This window comes from Methyloparacoccus murrellii, assembly GCF_054657115.1.
Genome location: NZ_BAAHXD010000047.1, coordinates 1 through 20,875, shown reverse-complemented (window position 1 = coordinate 20,875; position 20,875 = coordinate 1). Strand labels below are relative to the sequence as shown.

The following is a 20,875-nucleotide window of genomic DNA, read 5'->3' as shown; positions in this document are numbered from 1 at the left end:
ACCGGAGCCGCACCCATGATTCCCCACCGGCGCGATACCCCGCGGCCGTTCCTGCCGGGCTACCTGTACGGGCAGACCCTGCTGGAGAATCCCATCTACAACAAGGGCAGCGCCTTTACCGAGGCGGAGCGCGACGTCTATGGCCTGCGCGGCCTGCTGCCGCCGCATGTGGACACCCTCGACGAGCAGCTGGCACGCGCCTACGGCGCCTTTCGCGAGGCCGAGGGCGATCTCGGCAAGCACATCTACCTGCGGCAGTTGCAGGACACCAACGAGGTGCTGTTCTACCGCCTCCTGCTGGGCCACATCGAGGAGATGCTGCCGGTCGTCTATACCCCGACCGTGGGGCTGGCCTGCCAGCGTTTCAGCCAGATCTACCGGCGGCCCCGCGGCCTGTTCATCTCCTGGCCGAACCGCGGCAACATCCGCCGCATCCTGGCCAACCGCCCGGTCGGCGATATCGACGTCATCGTGGTCTCGGACGGCGAGCGCATCCTCGGCATCGGCGACCAGGGCGCCGGCGGCATGGGCATCCCGATCGGCAAGCTGTCTCTCTACACCCTGATCGGCGGCATCCACCCGGAGCGCACCCTGCCGATCATGCTGGATGTCGGCACCAACAATCCGGAGCGCCTGGCCGATTCGCTGTATCTCGGCTGGCACCACGAGCGGGTGACCGGCGACGACTACTACGATTTCGTGGACGAGTTCGTGCAGGCGGTCACGGCGGCGATGCCGCGGGTCTGCCTGCAATGGGAGGATTTCGCCACTCCGCACGCGCGGCCGCTGCTGGAGCGCTACCGCGACCGCCTGCTCAGCTTCAACGACGACATCCAGGGCACGGCGGCGGTGGCGCTGGGCGCGGTGCTCAGCGCCGTCAACGTCGCCGGCGAGGCCCTGCGCGATCAGCGCATCGTCTTCCTCGGCGCGGGCTCGGCCGGCATCGGCGTCGCCGATTACCTGCGCGCCGCCCTGGTCAAGCAGGGCCTGAGCGAAGCCGAGGCGCGCGCCCGCTTCTATCTGATCGACAAGGACGGCCTGCTGCACGACCGGCGCGCCGACCTGCTGCCGGAGCAGCGCCCCTACGCCCAGCCATGGGCGGCCGTGGCCGACTGGCCCAGGAGCGCGCGCGGCACGATCGGCCTGGCCGAGGTGATCGGCCAGATCCGCGCCACCATCCTGATCGGCCTGTCCACCGTGGCCGGCGCCTTTGACGAAGCGGTGGTGCGCGGCATGGCCGGCAAGGTCGAGCGGCCGATCATCTTCCCGCTGTCCAACCCGACCTGCCGCGCCGAGGCCACCGCCGAACAGCTGATCGCCTGGACCGACGGCCGCGCCCTGGTGGCGACCGGATCGCCGTTCCCGGCCGTTGCCCATGCCGGGTGCGACTACCGCATCGCCCAGTGCAACAACGTCTACATCTTCCCGGCGGTCGGTCTGGCGCTGGTGGCCGGGCGTGCCTGGCGGGTCACCGACAGCATGCTCATCGCCGCCGCCGAGGCGCTGGCGCGTCTGTCGCCCGCCTTGTCGGCACCCGGCGCGCCGCTGCTGCCGCCCTTGCAGCGGGCGCGGGAAGTGGCCGCCGAGGTGGCGCTGGCGGTGGCCCTGCAGGCGGTGGCGGATGGCGTCGCGCCGGTGGCGGATCGCGAATCCCTGCGCGAGGCCATCCGCCTCAACCAGTGGCAGCCGGCCTATTGCGAGCTGCCGCTGTAGCCGGCCCGGCTAGCGGCCGCGCAGGAACAGGTTGTCGAGCTCGGCGAGGCTCAGCCGGACCCAGGTCGGGCGGCCGTGATTGCACTGGCCGCTGCGCTCGGTGGCCTCCATCTCCCGCAGCAGGGCGTTCATCTCCGGCACACTCAACTTGCGGTTGGCGCGTACCGAGCCGTGGCAGGCCATGGTGGCGAGCAGGGCGTTCAGTTTTTCCTCGACCCGGCGGCTCCGGCCATCGGTCAGCAGGTCGGCCAGCACGTCGCGCACCAGCGGCTCGCCGTCGCCCTGGCAGAGCAGGGCCGGCAGCGCGCGGACCAGCAGCGTGTCCGGGCCGATCCGCCCCAGCTCGATGCCCAGCGCCGCCAGCTCGGCCTCGCGTTCGACCGCCAGTTCCGCCTCGGCCTCGCTGACCCGCAGCCGGATGGGCAGCAACAGCGGCTGGCTGGGGATATTGCCCGCTGCCCGTTGCCGTTTCAGCTTCTCGTAGGTCACCCGCTCGTGCGCCGCGTGGGCGTCGACCAGGACCAGGCCTTCGGCATTCTCGGCCAGGATGAAGGCGCCGTGGAGGTGGGCGAGGGCATAGCCCAGCGGCGGCAGGTTTCTTCCGTCGGCAGCGGCGGGCGCGGCGGCTCCGGTGTCCGGCGGCGCATACAGCGCCGTGTAGCGCGGCAGCAGCTCCGCCACGTTCAGCGGCAGCTCGGCCTGGCGGGGCGGCAGGGCGGTCCCGGCCTGTCCAGCCTGGGCGGGCGCCGCGAAGACGGCGCGCGCGGCCGGGGCGGCGACGGCCGGTTGCGCCGGCGCCATCGTCTCCTCCACCACGGTGGCCGCAACGCCGAGTCCGGCCCTGGCGCCACCCAGTGCGCGGTGCAGCCCGCGGAAGAGGAAATCGTGCACCAGCCGCGCCTCCCGGAAGCGCACTTCCATCTTGGTCGGGTGGGCGTTGACGTCGACCAGGCCGGGGTCCAGTTCCAGATACAGCACATAGACCGGATGCCGGCCATGGTAGAGCACGTCCTGATAGCCTTGGCGGATGGCGACGCTCACCAGCTTGTCGCGCACCAGTCGGCCGTTCACGTAGAAATACTGCTGGTCGGCCTGGCTACGGGAAAAGGTCGGCAGGCCGATCCAGCCGTGCAGGCGCAGGCCGGAGGCGCCGATGTCCAGCGGCAGGCTCTGTTCCAGGAAATCCTCGCCCAGCAGGGCCGCCAGCCGCCGCTCGACGTCGGCCGGGTCGCGGCCGGGCCGGAGTTGCAGGACACGGCGCTGGTTGTGGCTGAGCGACAGCCCCAGGTCCAGCCGACCCAGCGCCAGGCGGCGGACCAGCGTCTCGATGTGCTGGAACTCGGTCTTCTCCGAGCGCAGGAACTTGCGCCGGGCCGGCATGTTGTAGAACAGGTCGCGCACCTCCACGGTGCTGCCTTCGGGGTGCGCCGCCGGGCGGATGTCGAACGTCGCCTCGGCGCCATCGCTGCTGACCTGCCAGGCATGCGGCTCGCCGCGCGGGCGCGAGGTGAGCACCAGCCGCGACACCGAGCTGATGCTCGGCAGCGCCTCGCCGCGGAAACCCAGGGTCATGACCTGCTCGAGATCGTCGAGGCTGGCGATCTTGCTGGTGGCATGGCGCGACAGCGCCAGGGTCAGCTCGTCGCGGGCGATGCCGCACCCGTCGTCGCGCACCCGCAGCAGCCGCAGTCCGCCCTGCTCGATCTCGATCTCGACCTGCCCGGCGCCCGCGTCGATGGCGTTCTCGACCAGTTCCTTGACCGCCGAGGCGGGCCGCTCGACGACCTCGCCGGCGGCGATCTGGTTGATGAGTTGCGGCGGCAGGGGGCGGATGGGCATGGTGGGGTCAGTGGTTGCAGGAACGGGGGGTATCGCTCGGGGATGGCGATCGCAAGTTGGCGCGTCTCAGTGACTGTTGCGGTCACGGCGCCTTCTCAATGAATTTTTGACAGGTAGGCATCAATTTGGGCGCCGATGTCCATGAGCGGATAGTCCGCAGCGCGCTTGGTGATAATTCGGGTATAGGGCTCAATGTTGCTAGGCGTCAGTTCATGTTCACCATTTTTCATCCAGTGCAGCATCGCCGAATTGTAGCGCTGGTGGTAGTGGCTGGTGTCTTTGTAGTTCGCGATGTCATCGAGGAAGTTCTCGTTTTCAAAACCGAAAACATGAACATTGGGGTAACTGGTGCTCTTATTCACGACCAGCCGTAATATCTCTAAATATTCCTCGAATCGCTGCGGGTTGCTCTGCTGCAATATGGCGAAGTTCAACCGCGAGTAAGGAGGAAAGAACAAGTAGAAGTGCGTCTGCGGATGTTGGCCTGCCAGTTTCAGCATATCATCCTGAAAGACGCGCCCATCTCGTGCAGTCTTTTTCTCGGCCCGGGCTAAGTCAACAGGTACGATCTGGCCGGATTCGACCCGACGGATGCTGTCGGCTATGGATTTTAATGCGTCTTGAATCTGAGTGTTATTTCTTGCTTCCAGCCAATTTATGATCCCGCCAAAGCGCTTGCTATTATCTTGGATTGAATGCCACTCAGCGAGGCTTTCGAGGTCGTTTCTGCTGTTTTTGCAGAGCAAATCGTTTGGGATGAAGATGTTGCGACACAACGCATAGCGAAGGGGCCTTATATTGGTTGTATAGATCAATATGTCATTTATGCGATCATCGTCGTAGAGATAGGCATATGGAGCGATGGGTGATCTCTCGAGTTCGGCGTGAGTAAGCCCCCAGTCCCAGTCGAGTGAGAAGATAACCGTCGCGATTTGCTTTTTGGAGAAGGCATAGCTCAATACCAGGGACCTCTCGGGAATGCCTGACCCACCCATCGATATGTTTACGAATGTCTGTCCGAAAAGCCTGCTGGCCTCGTTGGGTGAAAAGTTTTGAGCCATGCTTGATCCCAAGATCATGGCATCGAATTCTTCCGTGTTGATGATGCCGGCAGACGCGTCTCGCATGTCTCTGTCGGATGTATAGTAATTATCTCGCAGTACTGGTTTATGAAAGATTCGATATGGATCGACGAGGTAGTTGATTCCAGTGAAAATTGAAATGGGTAGCGCCCAACCTAAGGTAAAAATCATCAAATAGCGACGCATGGCTAGAACTGGAAGTAAAGAAACTCGCTGATCTTTGTCAGCGATATCACGCAGGAATAGAATAGAAACCCCATTGCCAAGGCTAGTGGAACCGAGGGTTGCCACACCGCTAATCGCGCGATTAGGCCTTTCGGTATTGGCGCGGGTGTGGGTTTGCCTGCCATGTCGTCCCAAGTTGGTCTGTAGTCGCGCATGATTTGCCGGGTATTCGGAAATAGCCAAACCAGCGCCAAGCCAATGGCTATGCTGCCAATTGAATGTCCGGTGTTAAGGTACGTGTTGGGAAACATGCCAACGAACAGTGGCGTGATCAGTTCGTGGTTTTGAAACAGGGGGGACAGATGTGGTTCCAGTGAGGTTGGCAGCGACAAGCCGCTCAGGCCCGCCATGCCGGCAAGCATGGACAACGCTGAGGCAAAACTGTCCGCACGGAAAAACACCCATGCCACGATAACCGCGAGGAAGGTCAGTGCACCCGCGCCGAGTTTTTCCAGTCGTCCCCCACACCCAATCCAGCCAAGCCTGGCTCTCAGTTCGCGCCAGGCATGGTTGATCATCAGATACAGGCCGTGCAATCCCCCCCAGACCACGAAAGTCCACCCTGCGCCGTGCCAGAGTCCGCCCAGCAGCATGGTAATCATCAGGTTGAGGTAGCGGCGGACAGGACCGTTGCGATTCCCGCCAAGTGGGATATAGAGGTAGTCACGGAGAAAGGTCGACAGCGTCATGTGCCACCGCCGCCAGAAGTCGATGATGTTGGTGGCCTTGTACGGTGAGTCGAAGTTGAGCGGCAGGCGCACGTTGAACATCAACGACAGCCCGATCGCCATGTCGGAATAGCCCGAAAAATCGAAATACAGTTGCAGCGTATAGGACAGCGCGCCGACCCAGGACTCGACGAACATGAGGGTGTGTCCCTCGCTGGCTGCATTGAAGATGGGTGTGGCATAGTCCGCCAGGTTATCGGCGAGTAGCACTTTCTTTGCAAGGCCGATTACGAAGATGGTCAGACCCACGGCAACATGATCCAGATTGATCCGATAGGTAGCTGCCTGGCCGAATTGCGGCATCATCTGTTTGTGATGCAGTACCGGGCCGGCAATCAGGTGTGGAAACCAAGTCACGAACAGCAGATAGTGAATAAAACTGTACTCACGGGCGATGCCGCGATAAACATCCACCAGAAAGGCAATCTGGGTAAAGGTAAAGAAGGAAATGCCCAGCGGCAGGATGATGTCCAGCGTCGGAATGCGGCTATCGAAAAGCTGGTTCGCTGAATCGATGAAGAAGTTGGCGTACTTGAAGTAACCGAGCGCTATCAGATTGACAGTGATCGCGGTCATCAGAACGGTTTTTGCCTGCCTGCCTGCCTGCCTGCCTGCCTGCCTGTTTTCGTTGCATGCAATGACCAATCCAATAACCGGCGGAATAGTTGAAGGCGATGGATGTAAGCAATAGCAAAACGAAGCGCGTATCCCAAACCGCATAAAAGGTTAGCGAAGCCATGACCAGCCAGAGGGTGGCCAGCCGGTGGCTGTAGCGCCCCAGCCAGAACATGCCGGTGAAGGTAATGGGCAAATAGAGGAAGATAAAGCTGTAGGAATTGAAAAGCATGGTTGTGCTGCCTCGTGAACATCAACCTTTCAGTACACGCACGGCTGGGCGCATGCCGCGCCGCTGCGCTCTGCGGGTCAGGCGTCCGTCATCGAATGTCAGAAACCCCGGGTACCCATGGCGGTTGCGTGGATGAACGGCGGCGGAGGTTGCCTGGTCGCTTCCGGGTCCTTGGGGTCGTCGACATGGACGCGCGCCAGCGGGCACAAAATCCGCTGGGCAGCCGGGTCGCCTGCCAAGCTTTCGGCGAATGACGCTGGCCGGGATGACGACCTGGCCTGTCCCGGAGACGGTGACGGCGGATATGGCAATCTGGCTTCTCGCCGGGCAAGCCATCATAGCATTCCCCGGGTAGGGCCCTGCCCCAGGGATTGCGGTCAGGCACGGGTTTCGTTACGTAGTACTCCCGGCCGCATCCGGCCCCATTCGCGGTCCGGCTTGCTTGTATCATGACAGGCTGGCCGGCCTCCCTTGTTCGTCACGTATCCTCTCCCTTGATGTTGTCAGCAATCAGTTCCCTCGATTCACGGCTTGCGCACTGTCTCAGAAAGGACCAGCACCGCCTGCGCCGGGCGCTGGAGCGGATCAGGCGCGATGCCGGGGCCGGCAGGGACGTTGCCGCCGAGCTGGCCGGGCTGCAGGCGCGGATCGAAGCCTCGGCGGCCATCCGCGTGGCGCGGGTGGCGAGCGTGCCGAAGCTCGACTATCCCGACCTGCCGGTGTCGGAGAAAAAGGACGAGATTCTGGCGGCGATGCTGGCGCACCCGGTGGTCATCGTCTGCGGCGAGACCGGCTCCGGCAAGACGACACAGTTGCCGAAGATCTGCCTGGAGGCGGGGCGGGGGCTGACCGGCTTCATCGGCCATACCCAGCCGCGCCGCATCGCCGCCCGCACGGTGGCGGCGCGCATCGCCGAGGAGCTGGGGCAGTCGCTGGGCCAGGCGGTCGGCTACAAGGTGCGCTTCCAGGACAAGACCCGGCCGGACAGCCTGGTCAAGCTGATGACCGACGGCATCCTGCTGGCGGAAACGCAGCACGACCGCTTTCTCGACCAGTACGACACGCTGATCGTCGACGAGGCCCACGAGCGCAGTCTCAACATCGATTTCCTGCTGGGCTACCTGAAATGGCTGCTGCCGCGTCGGCCGGATTTCAAGCTGATCATCACCTCGGCCACCATCGACCCCGAGCGCTTTGCCCGCCATTTCGGCCAGGGCGGGCGCGACGCGCCGATCATCAACGTGTCCGGGCGGACCTACCCGGTGGATGTGCGCTACCGGCCGGTGGCGATCGAAGAGGGCGACGAGACCGACAAGGCCGAACAAACCGCCATTCTCAATGCGGTGGACGAACTCTGGCGCGAGCTGCCGGGCGACATCCTCATCTTCCTCAGCGGCGAGCGCGAGATCCGCGAGACGGCCGAATCGCTGCGCAAGCATCATCCGTCCAAGTGCGAGATCCTGCCGCTGTATTCGCGGCTGTCGCAGTCGGAGCAGGAGAAGGTGTTCCGGCCTACCGGCGCGCGCCGCATCGTGCTGGCCACCAACGTGGCCGAGACCTCGCTGACGGTGCCGGGCATCCGTTCGGTGATCGATACCGGCCATGCCCGCATCAGCCGCTATTCCCACCGCAGCAAGCTGCAACGGCTGCCGATCGAGAAGGTGTCGCGCGCATCCGCCAGCCAGCGCTCGGGCCGCTGCGGCCGGGTCGGGCCGGGCATCGCCATCCGCCTGTACCCGGAGCAGGATTACCTCAACCGGCCGGAATTCACCGATCCGGAAATCCTGCGCACCAACCTGGCTGCCGTCATCCTGCAGATGCACGCGCTGAAGCTGGGCGACATCAGCCGTTTTCCGTTTGTCGAACCGCCCGATCCACGTCTGATCCGCGACGGGATGCGCACCCTGCAGGAGGTCAACGCGCTGGACGAGCGCGGCCAGATCACCGACCTCGGCCGCCGGCTCGCCAAATTGCCGGTCGACCCGCGCCTGGGCCGCATGCTGCTGGCCGGGGCGGAGGAGCATTGCCTGAGCGAGATCGCCGTCATCGTCGCCGCGCTGAGCGTGCCCGATCCGCGCGAGCGGCCGGCGGACAAGGCCGCTCATGCCGATCAGAAGCATGCCCGCTTCAAGGACGAAAACTCGGATTTCATGTCCCTGCTCAGGCTCTGGCAGGACTTCGAGGAACAGAAGCAGCACCTGTCTCGGGCCAAGCTGCGCCAGTACTGCCGCGATAACTTCCTGTCCTATGTGCGCATGACCGAGTGGCACGACATCCACAGCCAGATCATGGAGGTGGTCAAGGGCGAGCTGGAGCTGAAGCCGAACCAGGCCCCGGGCGAATACGGCGAAATCCACCGGGCGTTGCTGGCGGGCCTCCTGTCCAACGTCTGCCTGCGCCAGGAGCAGGCCGAGTATGTCGGCGCGCGCGGGGCGAAGCTGTTCATCCACCCCGGCTCCTTCCTGTTCAAGGTCAAGCCGAAGTGGATGGTCTGCGCCGAGCAGGTGGAAACCACCAAGGTCTACGCGCGCACGGTGGCGAAGATCGAGCCGGAGTGGATCGAGCAGGTCGGCGCGCACCTGGTCAAGCACCAGTACTACGACCCGCACTGGGAGCGCAAGGCGGCGCGGGTGGCGGTGCACGAGCGGACGCTGCTGTTCGGCCTGACCGTGCAGGCCGGGCGCAAGATTCCCTACGAGCGGGTCAATCCGGTCGAGGCCCGCGAGCTGTTCATCCGCCACGCGCTGGTGCAGATGGACTACGACAGCAAGGCGCCGTTTTTCCTGCACAACCTGAAGCTGCTGAGCGAGGCCGACTACCTGCAACAGAAGGGCCGGCGCGTCGATCTGGTGGTGGACGACGCCTGGCTGTACCGCTTCTTCGACGAGCGCATACCGCCGGAGGTGGTCAACGGCGTCACCTTCGAACGCTGGCGCAAGGGCGCGGAGCGGCGCGATCCGGAGCTGCTCAGGCTGACCGTCGGCGACATCACCGCCAAGCAGGATGCCTCGCTGGACGATCGCAATTTCCCCGATCACATTCAGGTCGGGGCGCTGCGCATCGCCCTGCAATACCGCTTCGAGCCCGGCCATGAGGACGACGGCGTCACTGCCATCATCCCCCTGCACCTGCTCAACCCGCTGGACCCGGAGCCATTCCGCTGGCTGGTGCCGGGCCTGTTGCGGGAAAAGGTCGCGGCCCTGATCAAGTCCCTGCCCAAGACCCTGCGCATCCATTTCGTGCCCGTGCCCGAGCATGCCGAGCGCGTGCTGCCGATGCTGGACGTCGGCCAGGGCGCGCTCTACGCGCAGCTGTCGGCGGCGCTGAAGAAGACCGGCGGCATCGCCGTCTCCACCCAGTCGTTCCGCGAGGAGCTGCTGCCGGCGCACCTGCGGATGAATTTCGCCGTGGTCAACGAGGCCAACCAGGTCATCGACCACGCGCGCGACCTCGACCCGCTCAAGCACCGCCATGCCGCCGATGCCGGCCAGCAGTTCCGCCAGCTGGCGCAGGAAGCCTACCTGCATACCGGCAGCCGGACCTGGGACTTCGGCGAGTTGCCGGCGGTCTTCGATGGTGAGCATGACGGGCAGACCGTCCATGGCTTTCCGGCGGTGGTCGACGAAGGCGAGACCGTCGGCGTGCGGGTCTTTCCCACGCCGGAGGAAGCCGCCTGCCAGCAGGAGGCGGGGCTTGCGCGGCTGTTCCGGCTGGCGCTGGCCCGGGATCTGAAATATCTGCGCAAGCATCTGGCGCTGAATGCCCAGGCCGAGCTGCTCTACCGGCAGCTGCCGGCGCACCCGTTCCTGTACCCGGAACTCAAGGCCGAGCGCGACCTGCGCGACGACCTGCTCGACCGGCTGATGGCGGCGCTGTTTCTGGAGGACCAGCCCGACATCCGCGGTGCCGCCGATTTCGAGGCGCGCCTTCGGGCGCGGCGGACCGAGCTGGTCGCCAAGGCCGAGGCGATGGCGGCAACGGCACAGACCGCCCTGGCGCTGTATGCCGAGGTCCAGACCCGCCTGAAGGCCTGTCGCGCCGCGTCACTGGCCGACGACGTGCGGGCCCAGCTGGGCCTGCTGTTCTATCGCGGCTTCTGGGTCACGACACCGTATCGCCACATCGGCGAACTGCCGCGCTACCTGAAGGCGGTGCTCAACCGGCTGGAGAAGGGCCCCCAGGATCCCTTGCGCGATCTCCGGCAGTACCGGGAGATCGAACCGTTCCTGGACCGCTATTGGCAGGCGGTGAAAGCCAGCCATGGGCGCATCGTTCCGGAGCGGGATGCTTTCCGCTGGCAACTGGAGGAGTTCCGGGTATCCCTGTTCGCCCAGCAGCTGAAGACGCCGTACCCCGTCTCCGCCAAGCGGCTGGCCGAGGCGTGGAAGGCCGCGGGGCTGGCCCGCTGATTCCGGCGCCCCGGCATGGCAATATGCGCGTCCAGTCCCCCTTCGTTCAGAAACCGACCTCGCCAATCGATACCCATGCCGATGGAAACCAGCGCCTTCAAGATCGTCATTCCGGCCCGGCACGGCTCCAGCCGCCTGCCGGGCAAGCCCTTGCTGGAAATTGCCGGCAAGCCGATGATCGCCCATGTTTGCGAGCGGGCGCTGGCCGCCGGCACCGAGGTGTTCGTCGCCACCGACGACCCGCGCATCTGCGCCGCGGTGGCCAACCTGCCGGTCACCGCCGTGATGACCCGGTCCGACCATGCCAGCGGCACCGAGCGCATCGCCGAGGTGGCCGAGCGGCTCGGCTGGCCGGATGCTGCCCGGATCGTCAATCTTCAGGGCGACGAGCCGCTGATGCAGCCGGAGCTCATCCGCCGGCTGGCCGCGACGCTGGCCGGCGCGACACAGGCCGAGGTCGCCACCCTGGCCGCGCCGATCGCCGATCCCGCCGATGTCTTCGATCCCCACGCGGTCAAGGTCGTGCTCGACCGCCATGGCCATGCGCTCTATTTCAGCCGGGCGCCCATCCCCTGGCACCGCGACAGCTTCGGCCAGACCGACCGGGCCGCGGCCGACGCCTATCCCTGGCTGCGGCATATCGGCATCTACGCCTACACCGCCGGCTTTCTGCGCCGCTACGTCGGCTGGCCCGCCTCCCGGCTGGAGGCGGTGGAAGCGCTGGAACAGCTGCGCATTCTCTGGCAGGGCGAGCGCATCCGCGTCGTCACCGTTGAGGATGCGCCGCATGCGGGGGTGGACACGGAGGCGGATCTCCGGCGCGTGCAGCAACTGCTGGCCGGCTCCGCCTAGCCCGGCCCGCGACGTTCCCGATGACAGGCCAGGTATCCGCCGGACAGGCGGCAGGGTTCGGCAACCGGCCGGCGCCGCCGCCCCGCCGTGCGCGCCCATGGCCAGGCCTGCGGCGGACGATCCTGGCCGCCGGCCTGGCCATGGGCGCCGCCAGCGCCGGGGAGCCGCCGGCTTTGCTGCTGGCGAACACCCTGCGGGCCGACGTTCGCGTCGAGGACTATCTGGTCAGCGAGAAGTACGATGGCGTCCGTGGCTACTGGACCGGCTCGCGCTTCCTGACCCGCGGCGGCGAAACGATTCCGGCGCCTGCCTGGTTCACCGCTGGCTGGCCCCGGCAGGCGCTGGATGGCGAGCTGTGGGCCGGCCGGGGCCGGTTTGCCCGCAGCGTGTCGATCCTCAGGCCGCCGGCGGGGGACACGGCCGCCTGGCGCGAGATCCGCTACCTGGTCTTCGATCTCCCCGATCATCCGGGGCCTTTCCTGGAGCGCTACCGGGCACTGACGGCGCTGGTGGCCGGCATCGGCCAGCCATGGGTGCAGGCGGTCGAGCAGACGCCGGTCGCCAGCCGCGCCGCCCTGACCGCCCGCCTGCAGGAGGTCGTCCGCCAGGGCGGCGAGGGGCTCATGCTGCACCGGGCGGACGCGCCGTATCGGCCCGGGCGCAGCGATGACCTGCTCAAGCTCAAGCCGTTCACGGATGCCGATGCCCGCGTCGTCGGCCATGTGCCCGGCAAGGGGCGCTACGCGGGGTTGCTGGGGTCGCTGGAGGTGGAAACGCCCGAGGGCGTCCGCTTCCGGCTGGGCAGCGGCTTCAGCGTTGAAGAGCGGCGCGCGCCGCCACCCATCGGCAGCTGGGTGAGCTACCGCCATGACGGTATCCACCCGCAATCCGGCATTCCGCGTTTCGCCCGCTTCCTGCGGTTGCGGGACGATCTGGCCGGCCGCCAGCCGCCCTGAGCGCGCGGGACGCCGGCATGGCCCCATCCCGCCGCCTGCTGTCGGGCATGTCGCGCATCCTGCTGGCCTTCCTGGCCTGGTCCGGCTGCCAGGCTTACGATGGCCCGACCTGGTTGCTCGAGGTCCTGCCAGTTCTCATCGTGCTGCCGCTGCTCTGGCTGACCCGCCGCCGGTTTCCGCTGACCGCGCTGCTGTATGGGCTGATCCTTTTGCACGGCATCGTCCTGATCGAGGGCGGCCAGTACACCTATGCCCGTGTGCCGCTGGGGTTCCAGCTTCAGGACTGGCTGGGCTTGAGCCGCAATCCCTATGACAGGCTGGGCCACTTTTTCCAGGGCCTGGTGCCGGCCATGGCGGCGCGGGAAATCCTGCTGCGCGGGGGCTACGTCAACGGCGACCGCATGCGCGCCTTCCTGATCGTCTGCATCGCCCTGGCCATCAGTGCCGTCTACGAGCTGATCGAGTGGCTGCTGGCCATCCTGTTCGGCGAGGGCGCGGTGGCTTTCCTCGGCACCCAGGGCGATCCCTGGGACGCGCAGGGCGACATGCTGTTCGCCCTCATCGGTGCCCTTGCCGCCCTGCTGGCGCTGTCCCGCTGGCATGACCGGCAGCTGCGCACCCTGGCCGGCGGGTCATGCCCGCCGGCGCCGTGGCGGCAGGCCTGACGCCGATCCGGGCACGGACCTGCGGGCGTGGCCGGCAGGCCGGCGGCCAGCCGGTGTCCACCATGGCCGGGCGCGCTGTGGCACCATATGGCGGTGTTTCCGGGGCCCCTCGGCTGGCCGGCGCCGGAAAGCCGGCGGCTTGCGCGCGGAACCCCGAGGGGTTGCCCGGGGTCGATGGCCGGCGGGCGACCGCCCCGCAGGCCCCCGGTTTGTATCGGGACATGTCCTGACGGTTGCCGGATACAGGCCGATACAAACCGGCCGGACCGCACCGGTGACGGCGCCCCCGGTGCCCGGTACAAGAATCCTCCATGCCATCAGCTACGCCTTCCTCCCAGCGTTTCGTGCGCCGCCGCCCGCCTTTGTCGCCACTCCACCGGCCGGGTCCGGCTGCCGGCAGCCGCTGCGGCATCTGGCTGATCGCCGGCCTGCTGGCATGGCAGACCGGTCCGGCGCGGGCCGGGGACTGGGTGGACTATCCGGACGACCCGCTCGACACCCATGGGGCGGTATCGGCTACGCCCGGCCGGGCTCCGGTCCGGTCCGGCGCAGACCCCTGCCGGATCCTGACCCAGAGCCCGGAGGCCTGGGGCCTGATCGACGTGATCGAGCAGGCGCTGTGCCACAATCCGGAGACCCGCCAGGCCTGGGCCAATGCCCGCCAGCAGGCGTCGCAGCTGGGCGTGGCGCAGTCGGCCTATCTGCCCTCGCTCAACTTTTCCATGCCCATCTCGCGCAGCAAGAACACGGCCGGCGGCGGTATCAGCAACGGCGTGCCGGTCCAGGGCGGCGGCGATTTCCGCGCCGAGAACACCCGCATCGTGCCGACGCTCAGCCTCAATTACCTGCTGCTGGATTTCGGCGGCCGGGCCGCGCGGGTGGAGGCGGCCCGGCAGGCCCTGGAGGCGGCCAACTGGAGCCATGCCGCGATCCTGCAGACCGTGCTCTTCAGGGCCATCCAGGCGTATTACCAGCTGTTTGCCGCCAACGCGACGCTGGACGCGGCCGAGGCCACCGTCAGGTCGACGCAGAAGGCGCTGGATGCGGCGGCCTACCGCTACGACATCGGCGCCGCCGCCCTGGGCGACAAGTTGCAGGCGCAGACCTCCCATGCGCAGGCCAAGGTCAACCAGCGCACCGCCGTCGGCAATGCCCAGGCAGCCCTGGGGGCGCTGGCCAGGGTGATGGGGCTGAAGCCGAAGTCCTCGATGCGTTTCGAGCCGCCCAGCCTGACCGGGCCGGTGCAGGAGCGGGAGAAGGATGTGCAGACCCTGATCGAGCTGGCCAGGCAGTCGCGCCCCGACCTGGCCGCCGCCGAGGCGCAGGTCAAGGCATCCGAGGCCAACATCCTCCAGGCGCGCTCGGGCAGCCTGCCGACGCTGTCGCTGGTCGGCAACTACACCTACTTCGAGACCGTGGGGGTCGCCAACCTGCCCAGCTGGGCGGTGGGCGTACAGGTGGCCATGCCGCTGTTCACCGGTTTCAGCAATACCTATCAGATCAAGAGCGCCGAGGAGCAGGTGGAGGCGCAGGCGGCCAACCGCGACCGGCTGGAGCAATCGATCGCCGAGGAGGTCTGGCGGGCCTACTACACGCTGGCGGCGACGCGGGAGAACCTGCAGAACACCCAGGAGCTGCTGGACAGCGCCACCCAAGCGGAGGCGGTGGCGCTGGGACGCTATCAGGAGGGCGTCGGCAATATCGTCGAGCTGCTCAATGCCGAGGCCAACCTGGCCAATGCCCGCAACCAGCATGTCCAGGCGCACTACAACTGGCGCATCGGCAAGGCCCAGCTGGCGCAGGCGCTGGGCCGGCTGGACATGGACGACGTCGCGGCCGTGGACGGGCCGGGGGAGCGCCACCTTGCCGACTGAGCCGCAGACAGGGCCGGCCGCCCACGGGGCTGCGCCGGCGGGGGAACCGAACTTGACCCGCGCGGGAAGGAGGCGGAGCGATGTGGCGTAGGGTTGTGATAGTGCTGCTGATCGTCGCCCTGGCCGGGCTGGGCTGGTGGCAGTGGCAGGAGCGGCAGACGCCGGCGGCGGATGCCTACCTGACCGAGACGGTCGACCGGGGACCGATTCTCAAGGTTGTGTCGGCCAACGGTACGCTCAATCCGGTGGTGCTGGTCAATGTCGGCACCCAGGTGTCCGGCACCGTCCAGAGCCTGTATGCCGACTTCAACGACCGGGTCAGGTCCGGCCAGGTGCTGGCGAAGCTGGACCCCCCGCTGTTCCAGGCCGCGCTGGAGCAGAGCCGCGCCAAGCTGGCCAACGCCGAAGCCACGCTCAGGCTGGCCGAGGCCAACGCCGGCCGCACCCGGGCGCTGTTCGAGAAGGGCTATGTGGCGCGCGCCGACTGGGACCAGGCGGTGCAGGCGATCGGCGTCGGCCGCGCCCAGGTCGATGCGGCCCGGGCCGAGATCCTGCGCGACCAAACCAACCTGCGCTACAGCGTCATCGTCTCGCCGGTGTCCGGCATCGTGGTGTCGCGCAACGTCGACGTCGGCCAGACGGTGGCGGCTAGTTTCCAGACGCCGGTGCTGTTCACCATCGCCGAGAATCTCAAGCGCATGCAGATCGACACCACGGTGGCGGAGGCGGACGTGGGCGGTATCAAGGTCGGCCAGGTGGCGACCTTCACCGTGGACGCCTTCCCCGGGCGCGAGTACCGCGGCCAGGTGCGGCAGATCCGCCTGAATTCGCAGGTCCTGCAGAACGTCGTCACCTACAACGTGGTGATCGACGTCGCCAACCCCGACGAAACCCTGCTGCCCGGCATGACGGCCTTCGTCAACGTCGCCATCGCCAGCCGTGACGCGGTGCTGCGCATCCCGCTCAGCGCCCTGCGCTACAAGCCTAGCGAGGCGGTCGCGGGCAGGATCCCCCCGGCCGGCGGCGCGCCGAAGCCGCGCTCGCAGCAGGCGGAGGAGAAGACCGTCTACCGCCTCAGGAACGGCCTGGTCTCGCCGGTGACGCTGCGGCCCGGCCTCAGCGACAGCAGGTTCATGGAGGTGCTGTCGGGCGACCTGCAAGCCGGCGATGTCCTCGTCATCGAGGATAGCCGGCCGGCGGACAAGGCTGGCGGCAATGGCGGCGGGCGCTCGTCCTTCCGGGTCCGGATGTTCTGACCGTGGCCGAGGCGAGTCCGCTGATCCAGGCCCGGGGGTTGCGCAAGGACTACCCCATGGGCGACGGCGAGACGCTGCCGGTGCTGCACGGCCTCAATTTCAGCATCCAGGCCGGCGATTTCGTCGCCATCATGGGGCCGTCGGGTTCCGGCAAGTCGACCCTGATGAACATCCTCGGCTGCCTCGATGTGCCGAGCGCGGGGCATTACCTCATCAACGGCATCGATACCGCCGGCCTGGGGCCGGACGAACTGGCGGACCTGCGCAACCGGCTGATTGGCTTTGTCTTCCAGGGATTCAACCTGCTGCCGCGCAAGACCATCCTCGACAACGTGGCGCTGCCCCTGGTCTATGCCGGCGTCAGGCGCGCCGAGCGGGAGTCGATCGCCCGCCAGATCCTGACCCGGGTCGGGTTGGGCGACCGCATCCGGCATCGGCCCACCCAGCTCAGTGGCGGCCAGCAGCAGCGCGTGGCGATTGCCCGCGCGCTGGCCAATGCGCCCCGGCTGATCCTCGCCGACGAGCCGACCGGCAACCTCGACAGCCAGACCAGCGAGGACATTCTGGCCCTGTTCGAGGAGCTCAACCGCCAGGGGCTGACCATCGTGCTGGTGACGCACGAGGCCGACGTGGCCCGCCATGCCCAGCGCATCATGTCCATCGTCGACGGCCGCATCGCCGGCATCATCCGGAACTTCCATCATGACCCTGGCTGACACCCTCGACGAAGCCCTGCAGGCCATGGGCGCGAACCGCCTGCGGACCGGGCTGACCATGCTCGGCATGATCATCGGCGTGGGCGCGGTGGTGCTGATGCTGGCGGTGGGGCAGGGCGCGCAGAGCATGGTGAGCGAGTCCATCGCCGCCATGGGCAGCAATCTGTTCATCGTCCTGTCCGGTTCCTCGACCTCGGGCGGGGTGCGCATGGGGGGCGGCACCGTTCCCACCCTGACCGCCAGCGACGCCCTGGCGCTGGAGGAACTGCCGGACATCGCCGCGGTGGCGCCGATCTCGCCCAACAACGCCCAGATGATCTACGGGCCGAACAACTGGACCACCATGGTGGCCGGTACCACGCCGTCGATCTTCGAGATTCGCAACTGGCCGACGGTGTCGGGCGCCGGCTTCACCGAGGTCGACGTGCGTTCGGCGACCCGCGTCACGGTGCTGGGGCAGACGGTGGCGCGCAACCTGTTCGGTGACGAGGACCCGGTCGGCAAGACCGTGCGCATCAAGAACAGCCCGTTCCTGGTGGTCGGCCTGCTGGCGCCTAAGGGGCAGAGCCTGGACGGCCGCGACCAGGACGACACGGCGCTGGTGCCGCTCAGCACCGCGCAGCGGCAGCTGTTCGGCAATCAGTTTCCCGGCATGGTGCGCTTCATGATGGTCAAGGCCCGCTCCGGGCAAGTGATGGAGCGGGCCGAGCGGCAGATCAACGAGGTGCTGCGCCAGCGCCACCGCATCCGCGCCGGCCAGGACGACGACTTCACGGTGCGCAACCTGACTGCCCTGGCCGCCACGGCGGCGACCGCGACCCGGGCCATGTCGATGATGCTCGGCGCCATCGCCGGCATCTCGCTGCTGGTCGGCGGCATCGGCATCATGAACATCATGCTGGTCTCCGTGACCGAGCGGACCCGCGAGATCGGCATCCGCATGGCCATCGGCGCGCGCCGTCGCAACGTGCTGGTGCAGTTCCTGGTCGAGGCGCTGATCATTTCCCTGGCTGGCAGCCTGATCGGCGTCGGCCTCGGCATCGGTTGCGCCTGGCTGGTGGCGGCATTCGTCGGGATGTCGGTGGTGGTGACGCTGTGGTCGATCCTGCTGTCCTTCAGCGTCGCCGCGGCGGTCGGCATCTTCTTCGGCTTCTACCCGGCGCGCAAGGCCGCCCAGCTGCGCCCCATCGAAGCCCTGCGCTATCAGTAGCCCGCTTCGCCTCTGCCGGGAAATCCCCCGTGGCCGCCGCCCCGGGCCGGGTAACGGCAGGGCGTTCCCGGCGGCTACTTGATCAGCATCACCGGCACCTCGGCCAGCTGGATGACGCGCGAGGCGACCGATCCCAGGACCAGCGAGGCCAGCTTGCCGAGTCCGCGCGTGCCCATGACGATCTGGTCGCACTGCTTCTCGCGGGCGAACTGGACGATGGTTTCGGCCGGGTCGCCGACGCCGATGTGGAAGGCGTAGGCCAGGCCGGCCGCGTCGAGCCGGTCGCGCGCCACCTGCAGCGCCTTGATGCCCTCGTCATGATGGTAGCTGCGGATCTGGTCCCTGCTGAGGAACATGCCGACCTCGCCATGCAGGGCCGGCTGCACGTTGATGAGATGCAGGTCGACCGCTTCCACTAGCCGGGGCAGCCACTGGCGGGCCAGGTATTCGACCAGCCGCACGGCGTTGTCGGAGCCGTCCACCGGCACGAGCAGTTTCAGCATCTTGAGTCTCCAGGGGTTAGCGGCGGGTTTGGGGCTGTTCGTCGTCGCGGGCCAGGTCCACGAAGGCCGGCGCCCGGGCGGCCAGCCGGCGTTGCGCCTGCCACTTGCCGAGCGCCACCACCAGCAGGGCGCCGGCCAGCGGCAGCCAGGCATGCAGCGGGCTGGCTTCGCCGAACAGCGGCCAGCGCGCCAGCGCGGGCTCGCCGACCAGCATCTCACCGGCGACATAGCCGAGGATGGCCGCGCCCAGGGTGATGATGACGGGGAAGCGGTCCATCAGGCGCAGGATCACCGTGCTGCCGAAGATCACCAGCGGGATGCTGATGCCGAGCCCCAGCATCAGCAGCAGGTTGTCGCCACGGGCGGCAGCGGCCACCGCCAGGACGTTGTCCAGGCTCATGACCAGGTCGGCGATGAGGATGGTGCGGATGGCGGCGACCAGCGACTGGTTGCCGGCGATGCCGTCGCCCTCGTGCTCCTCGGGGGCCAGCAGCTTCAGGGCGATCCAGAACAGGAGCCCGCTGCCGACCAGCTTCAGCCATGGCAGCTGCAACAGCTGCAGGGCCACCACGGTAAGGATCACACGCATGACGATGGCGGCGATCGAGCCCCACACCACCGCCTGCCGGCGCTGGCGTTCCGGCAGGGAGCGCGCCGCCAGGGCGATGACGACGGCGTTATCGCCCGAGAGAACGATGTTGACCAGCATGATCTGGCCGAGTCCGACCCAGAAAACGGGGTCCAGTGCAATTGAGGGCATCCGCGCGAAACTCCGGGCTAGGGGCGGTGAGGATGGCAAGGCTGGGCGGACGATCATCCCGCAAGCGGGGGCGTCCGGCCGTTGCCAGCGGCTGTCGAGCGCGCGATTCTATCAGGCCATGGCCGGTCGGGCAGGCGTTGCCCGCCATCCCGCCGGAACGGCGAGCCGGCACTGCCGGCCGCCGCGGTGGGGGTGGCAATGGCCGCCGGTATCCCGCCAACCCGTCTGGGGTGTCGCCGTGGCGCGGGTGGCCAGGCGGCAGGGTGTTGCCGCCAGCCGGACAGCGGCCAGGCCGCCATCAGGCCGGATTCGGCGGGTCCACCAGCAGGCTGGGATCCTCGGTCAGGTCCTCGAGCAGGCCGCGCGACTGCACCGGTGGCAGGGATTCCACCTTGCGCAGGGACCGGTCGATGGCGCGCGTGCGGACCTCGGCCTGGTCGATGGTGCGGGTGGCCTCCTCCAGCTTTTTCTTGGTCTTGGCCAGCACGTCGCCGAACTTGCCGAATTCCGTCTTCACCGCGCCGAGCACCTGCCAGACCTCGCTGGAGCGCTTTTCGATCGCCAGGGTGCGGAAGCCCATTTGCAGGCTGTTGAGGATGGCGGTCAGCGTGGTCGGGCCGGTGAGGGTGATGCGGTAGTCGCGCTGCAGCGCGTCAAACAGGCCGGGCCGGCGGATGACCTCGGCATACAGCCCCTCGATGGGCAGGAACAGCAGGCCGAAGTCGGTCGTGTGCGGCGGTTCGATGTACTTGTCGCGGATGGTCTTGGCCTCGGCGCGGATGCGGTTTTCCAGCGCGCGGCCGGCATCTTCCATGGCGGCCACATCGCCCTGTTCCTGCGCCTCCAGCAGCTTCTGGTAATCCTCCAGCGGGAACTTGGCATCGATGGGCAGCCAGATCACGCTGCCAGCCTCGTCACGGCCGGGCAGGCGGATGGCGAATTCCACCCGTTCCGTGCTGTTGGGCCGGGTGGCGACGTTCTTGGCGTACTGGCCGGCGCTCAGGATCTGCTCCAGGAGGTTGTCCAGCTGCACCTCGCCCCAGGTGCCGCGCACCTTGACGTTGCTCAGCACCTTCTTGAGGTCGCCGACGCCGGAGGCCAGGCTCTGCATCTCGCCGAGCCCCGCGTGCACCCGTTCCAGCTGTTCGCTGACCCGCTTGAAGGATTCGCCCAGGCGCTGCTCCAGGGTGCTGTGCAGCTTTTCGTCGACAGTCTGGCGCATCTGCTCCAGCTTCTGGTT

16 protein-coding genes are annotated in these 20,875 nt (G+C 67.2%); 9 read left to right on the top strand and 7 right to left on the bottom strand.

Annotated features, from left to right (window positions below; translation table 11 throughout):
- Positions 1-15: 15 nt before the first annotated feature.
- Positions 16-1,713 (top strand): NAD-dependent malic enzyme, encoded by a 1,698-nt coding sequence (locus ACYQ1H_RS12675; RefSeq protein ID WP_460028404.1) that lies wholly within the window; start codon positions 16-18, stop codon positions 1,711-1,713.
- A gap of 9 nt (positions 1,714-1,722) precedes the next feature.
- Here the strand turns inward: ACYQ1H_RS12675 and mutL are convergent, their stop codons facing one another.
- The 4 genes from mutL to ACYQ1H_RS12655 form a co-directional block, all read right to left on the bottom strand.
- The gene (mutL, locus tag ACYQ1H_RS12670; protein ID WP_460028403.1) at positions 1,723-3,552 is read right to left on the bottom strand and encodes a DNA mismatch repair endonuclease MutL; all 1,830 of its coding nucleotides are present in this window, start codon (positions 3,550-3,552) and stop codon (positions 1,723-1,725) included.
- Positions 3,553-3,647: 95 nt separating this feature from the next.
- Positions 3,648-4,820, bottom strand: a complete 1,173-nt coding sequence (locus tag ACYQ1H_RS12665) for a hypothetical protein (RefSeq protein ID WP_460028402.1) — start codon at positions 4,818-4,820, stop codon at positions 3,648-3,650.
- A 2-nt stretch (positions 4,821-4,822) separates the two neighbouring features.
- Complete coding sequence (locus tag ACYQ1H_RS12660) at positions 4,823-6,163, bottom strand: MBOAT family O-acyltransferase (RefSeq protein ID WP_460028401.1); 1,341 nt, start codon at positions 6,161-6,163, stop codon at positions 4,823-4,825.
- Positions 6,075-6,434, bottom strand: coding sequence for a hypothetical protein (locus ACYQ1H_RS12655; protein WP_460028400.1), 360 nt, complete (start codon positions 6,432-6,434; stop codon positions 6,075-6,077). Before ACYQ1H_RS12655 ends, ACYQ1H_RS12660 begins: the two co-directional genes overlap by 89 nt.
- A gap of 497 nt (positions 6,435-6,931) precedes the next feature.
- On the opposite strand from ACYQ1H_RS12655, the gene hrpA reads away from it, so the two are divergent.
- From hrpA to ACYQ1H_RS12615, 8 genes are all read left to right on the top strand, one after another.
- A complete protein-coding gene (hrpA, locus tag ACYQ1H_RS12650; protein ID WP_460028399.1) occupies positions 6,932-10,843 on the top strand; it encodes an ATP-dependent RNA helicase HrpA in 3,912 nt (1,303 codons plus the stop codon).
- A 75-nt stretch (positions 10,844-10,918) separates the two neighbouring features.
- Complete coding sequence (gene kdsB, locus ACYQ1H_RS12645) at positions 10,919-11,695, top strand: 3-deoxy-manno-octulosonate cytidylyltransferase (protein WP_460028398.1); 777 nt, start codon at positions 10,919-10,921, stop codon at positions 11,693-11,695.
- Between the two features lie 20 nt (positions 11,696-11,715).
- Positions 11,716-12,651: a DNA ligase gene (locus ACYQ1H_RS12640; protein ID WP_460028397.1), complete on the top strand. Its 936-nt coding sequence runs from the start codon at positions 11,716-11,718 to the stop codon at positions 12,649-12,651.
- A gap of 17 nt (positions 12,652-12,668) precedes the next feature.
- Complete coding sequence (locus tag ACYQ1H_RS12635; RefSeq protein ID WP_460028396.1) at positions 12,669-13,316, top strand: DUF2238 domain-containing protein; 648 nt, start codon at positions 12,669-12,671, stop codon at positions 13,314-13,316.
- 311 nt (positions 13,317-13,627) lie between these two features.
- Entirely contained in the window at positions 13,628-15,190 is a 1,563-nt protein-coding gene (locus tag ACYQ1H_RS12630) for a TolC family protein (RefSeq protein ID WP_460028395.1), read from the top strand.
- A gap of 80 nt (positions 15,191-15,270) precedes the next feature.
- Positions 15,271-16,446: an efflux RND transporter periplasmic adaptor subunit gene (locus tag ACYQ1H_RS12625; RefSeq protein ID WP_460028394.1), complete on the top strand. Its 1,176-nt coding sequence runs from the start codon at positions 15,271-15,273 to the stop codon at positions 16,444-16,446.
- A 2-nt stretch (positions 16,447-16,448) separates the two neighbouring features.
- The gene (locus ACYQ1H_RS12620) at positions 16,449-17,162 is read left to right on the top strand and encodes an ABC transporter ATP-binding protein (RefSeq protein ID WP_460028393.1); all 714 of its coding nucleotides are present in this window, start codon (positions 16,449-16,451) and stop codon (positions 17,160-17,162) included.
- Positions 17,149-18,372, top strand: a complete 1,224-nt coding sequence (locus ACYQ1H_RS12615) for an ABC transporter permease (protein WP_460028392.1) — start codon at positions 17,149-17,151, stop codon at positions 18,370-18,372. Before ACYQ1H_RS12620 ends, ACYQ1H_RS12615 begins: the two co-directional genes overlap by 14 nt.
- A 74-nt stretch (positions 18,373-18,446) precedes the next feature.
- Here the strand turns inward: ACYQ1H_RS12615 and ACYQ1H_RS12610 are convergent, their stop codons facing one another.
- The 3 genes from ACYQ1H_RS12610 to ACYQ1H_RS12600 all read right to left on the bottom strand — a co-directional run.
- On the bottom strand, positions 18,447-18,875 hold the full coding sequence (locus ACYQ1H_RS12610) for a universal stress protein (protein ID WP_460028391.1): 429 nt from the start codon (positions 18,873-18,875) through the stop codon (positions 18,447-18,449).
- Positions 18,876-18,891: 16 nt separating this feature from the next.
- A complete protein-coding gene (locus ACYQ1H_RS12605) occupies positions 18,892-19,635 on the bottom strand; it encodes a TerC family protein (protein ID WP_460028390.1) in 744 nt (247 codons plus the stop codon).
- A gap of 298 nt (positions 19,636-19,933) precedes the next feature.
- Positions 19,934-20,875 (bottom strand): DNA recombination protein RmuC (locus ACYQ1H_RS12600; protein ID WP_460028389.1); only part of this gene is annotated, 942 nt, incomplete at its 5' end.

Coding starts and splice junctions, on each gene's coding strand:
- ACYQ1H_RS12625 (WP_460028394.1), top strand. CDS start 15,271: ATGTGGCGTAGGGTTGTGATAGTGCTGCTGATCGTCGCCCTGGCCGGG.
- ACYQ1H_RS12665 (WP_460028402.1), bottom strand. CDS start 4,820: ATGCGTCGCTATTTGATGATTTTTACCTTAGGTTGGGCGCTACCCATT.
- mutL (WP_460028403.1), bottom strand. CDS start 3,552: ATGCCCATCCGCCCCCTGCCGCCGCAACTCATCAACCAGATCGCCGCC.
- ACYQ1H_RS12630 (WP_460028395.1), top strand. CDS start 13,628: ATGCCATCAGCTACGCCTTCCTCCCAGCGTTTCGTGCGCCGCCGCCCG.
- ACYQ1H_RS12635 (WP_460028396.1), top strand. CDS start 12,669: ATGGCCCCATCCCGCCGCCTGCTGTCGGGCATGTCGCGCATCCTGCTG.
- ACYQ1H_RS12615 (WP_460028392.1), top strand. CDS start 17,149: ATGACCCTGGCTGACACCCTCGACGAAGCCCTGCAGGCCATGGGCGCG.
- ACYQ1H_RS12655 (WP_460028400.1), bottom strand. CDS start 6,434: ATGCTTTTCAATTCCTACAGCTTTATCTTCCTCTATTTGCCCATTACC.
- hrpA (WP_460028399.1), top strand. CDS start 6,932: ATGTTGTCAGCAATCAGTTCCCTCGATTCACGGCTTGCGCACTGTCTC.
- ACYQ1H_RS12605 (WP_460028390.1), bottom strand. CDS start 19,635: ATGCCCTCAATTGCACTGGACCCCGTTTTCTGGGTCGGACTCGGCCAG.
- ACYQ1H_RS12675 (WP_460028404.1), top strand. CDS start 16: ATGATTCCCCACCGGCGCGATACCCCGCGGCCGTTCCTGCCGGGCTAC.
- ACYQ1H_RS12610 (WP_460028391.1), bottom strand. CDS start 18,875: ATGCTGAAACTGCTCGTGCCGGTGGACGGCTCCGACAACGCCGTGCGG.
- ACYQ1H_RS12660 (WP_460028401.1), bottom strand. CDS start 6,163: ATGACCGCGATCACTGTCAATCTGATAGCGCTCGGTTACTTCAAGTAC.
- ACYQ1H_RS12640 (WP_460028397.1), top strand. CDS start 11,716: ATGACAGGCCAGGTATCCGCCGGACAGGCGGCAGGGTTCGGCAACCGG.
- kdsB (WP_460028398.1), top strand. CDS start 10,919: ATGCCGATGGAAACCAGCGCCTTCAAGATCGTCATTCCGGCCCGGCAC.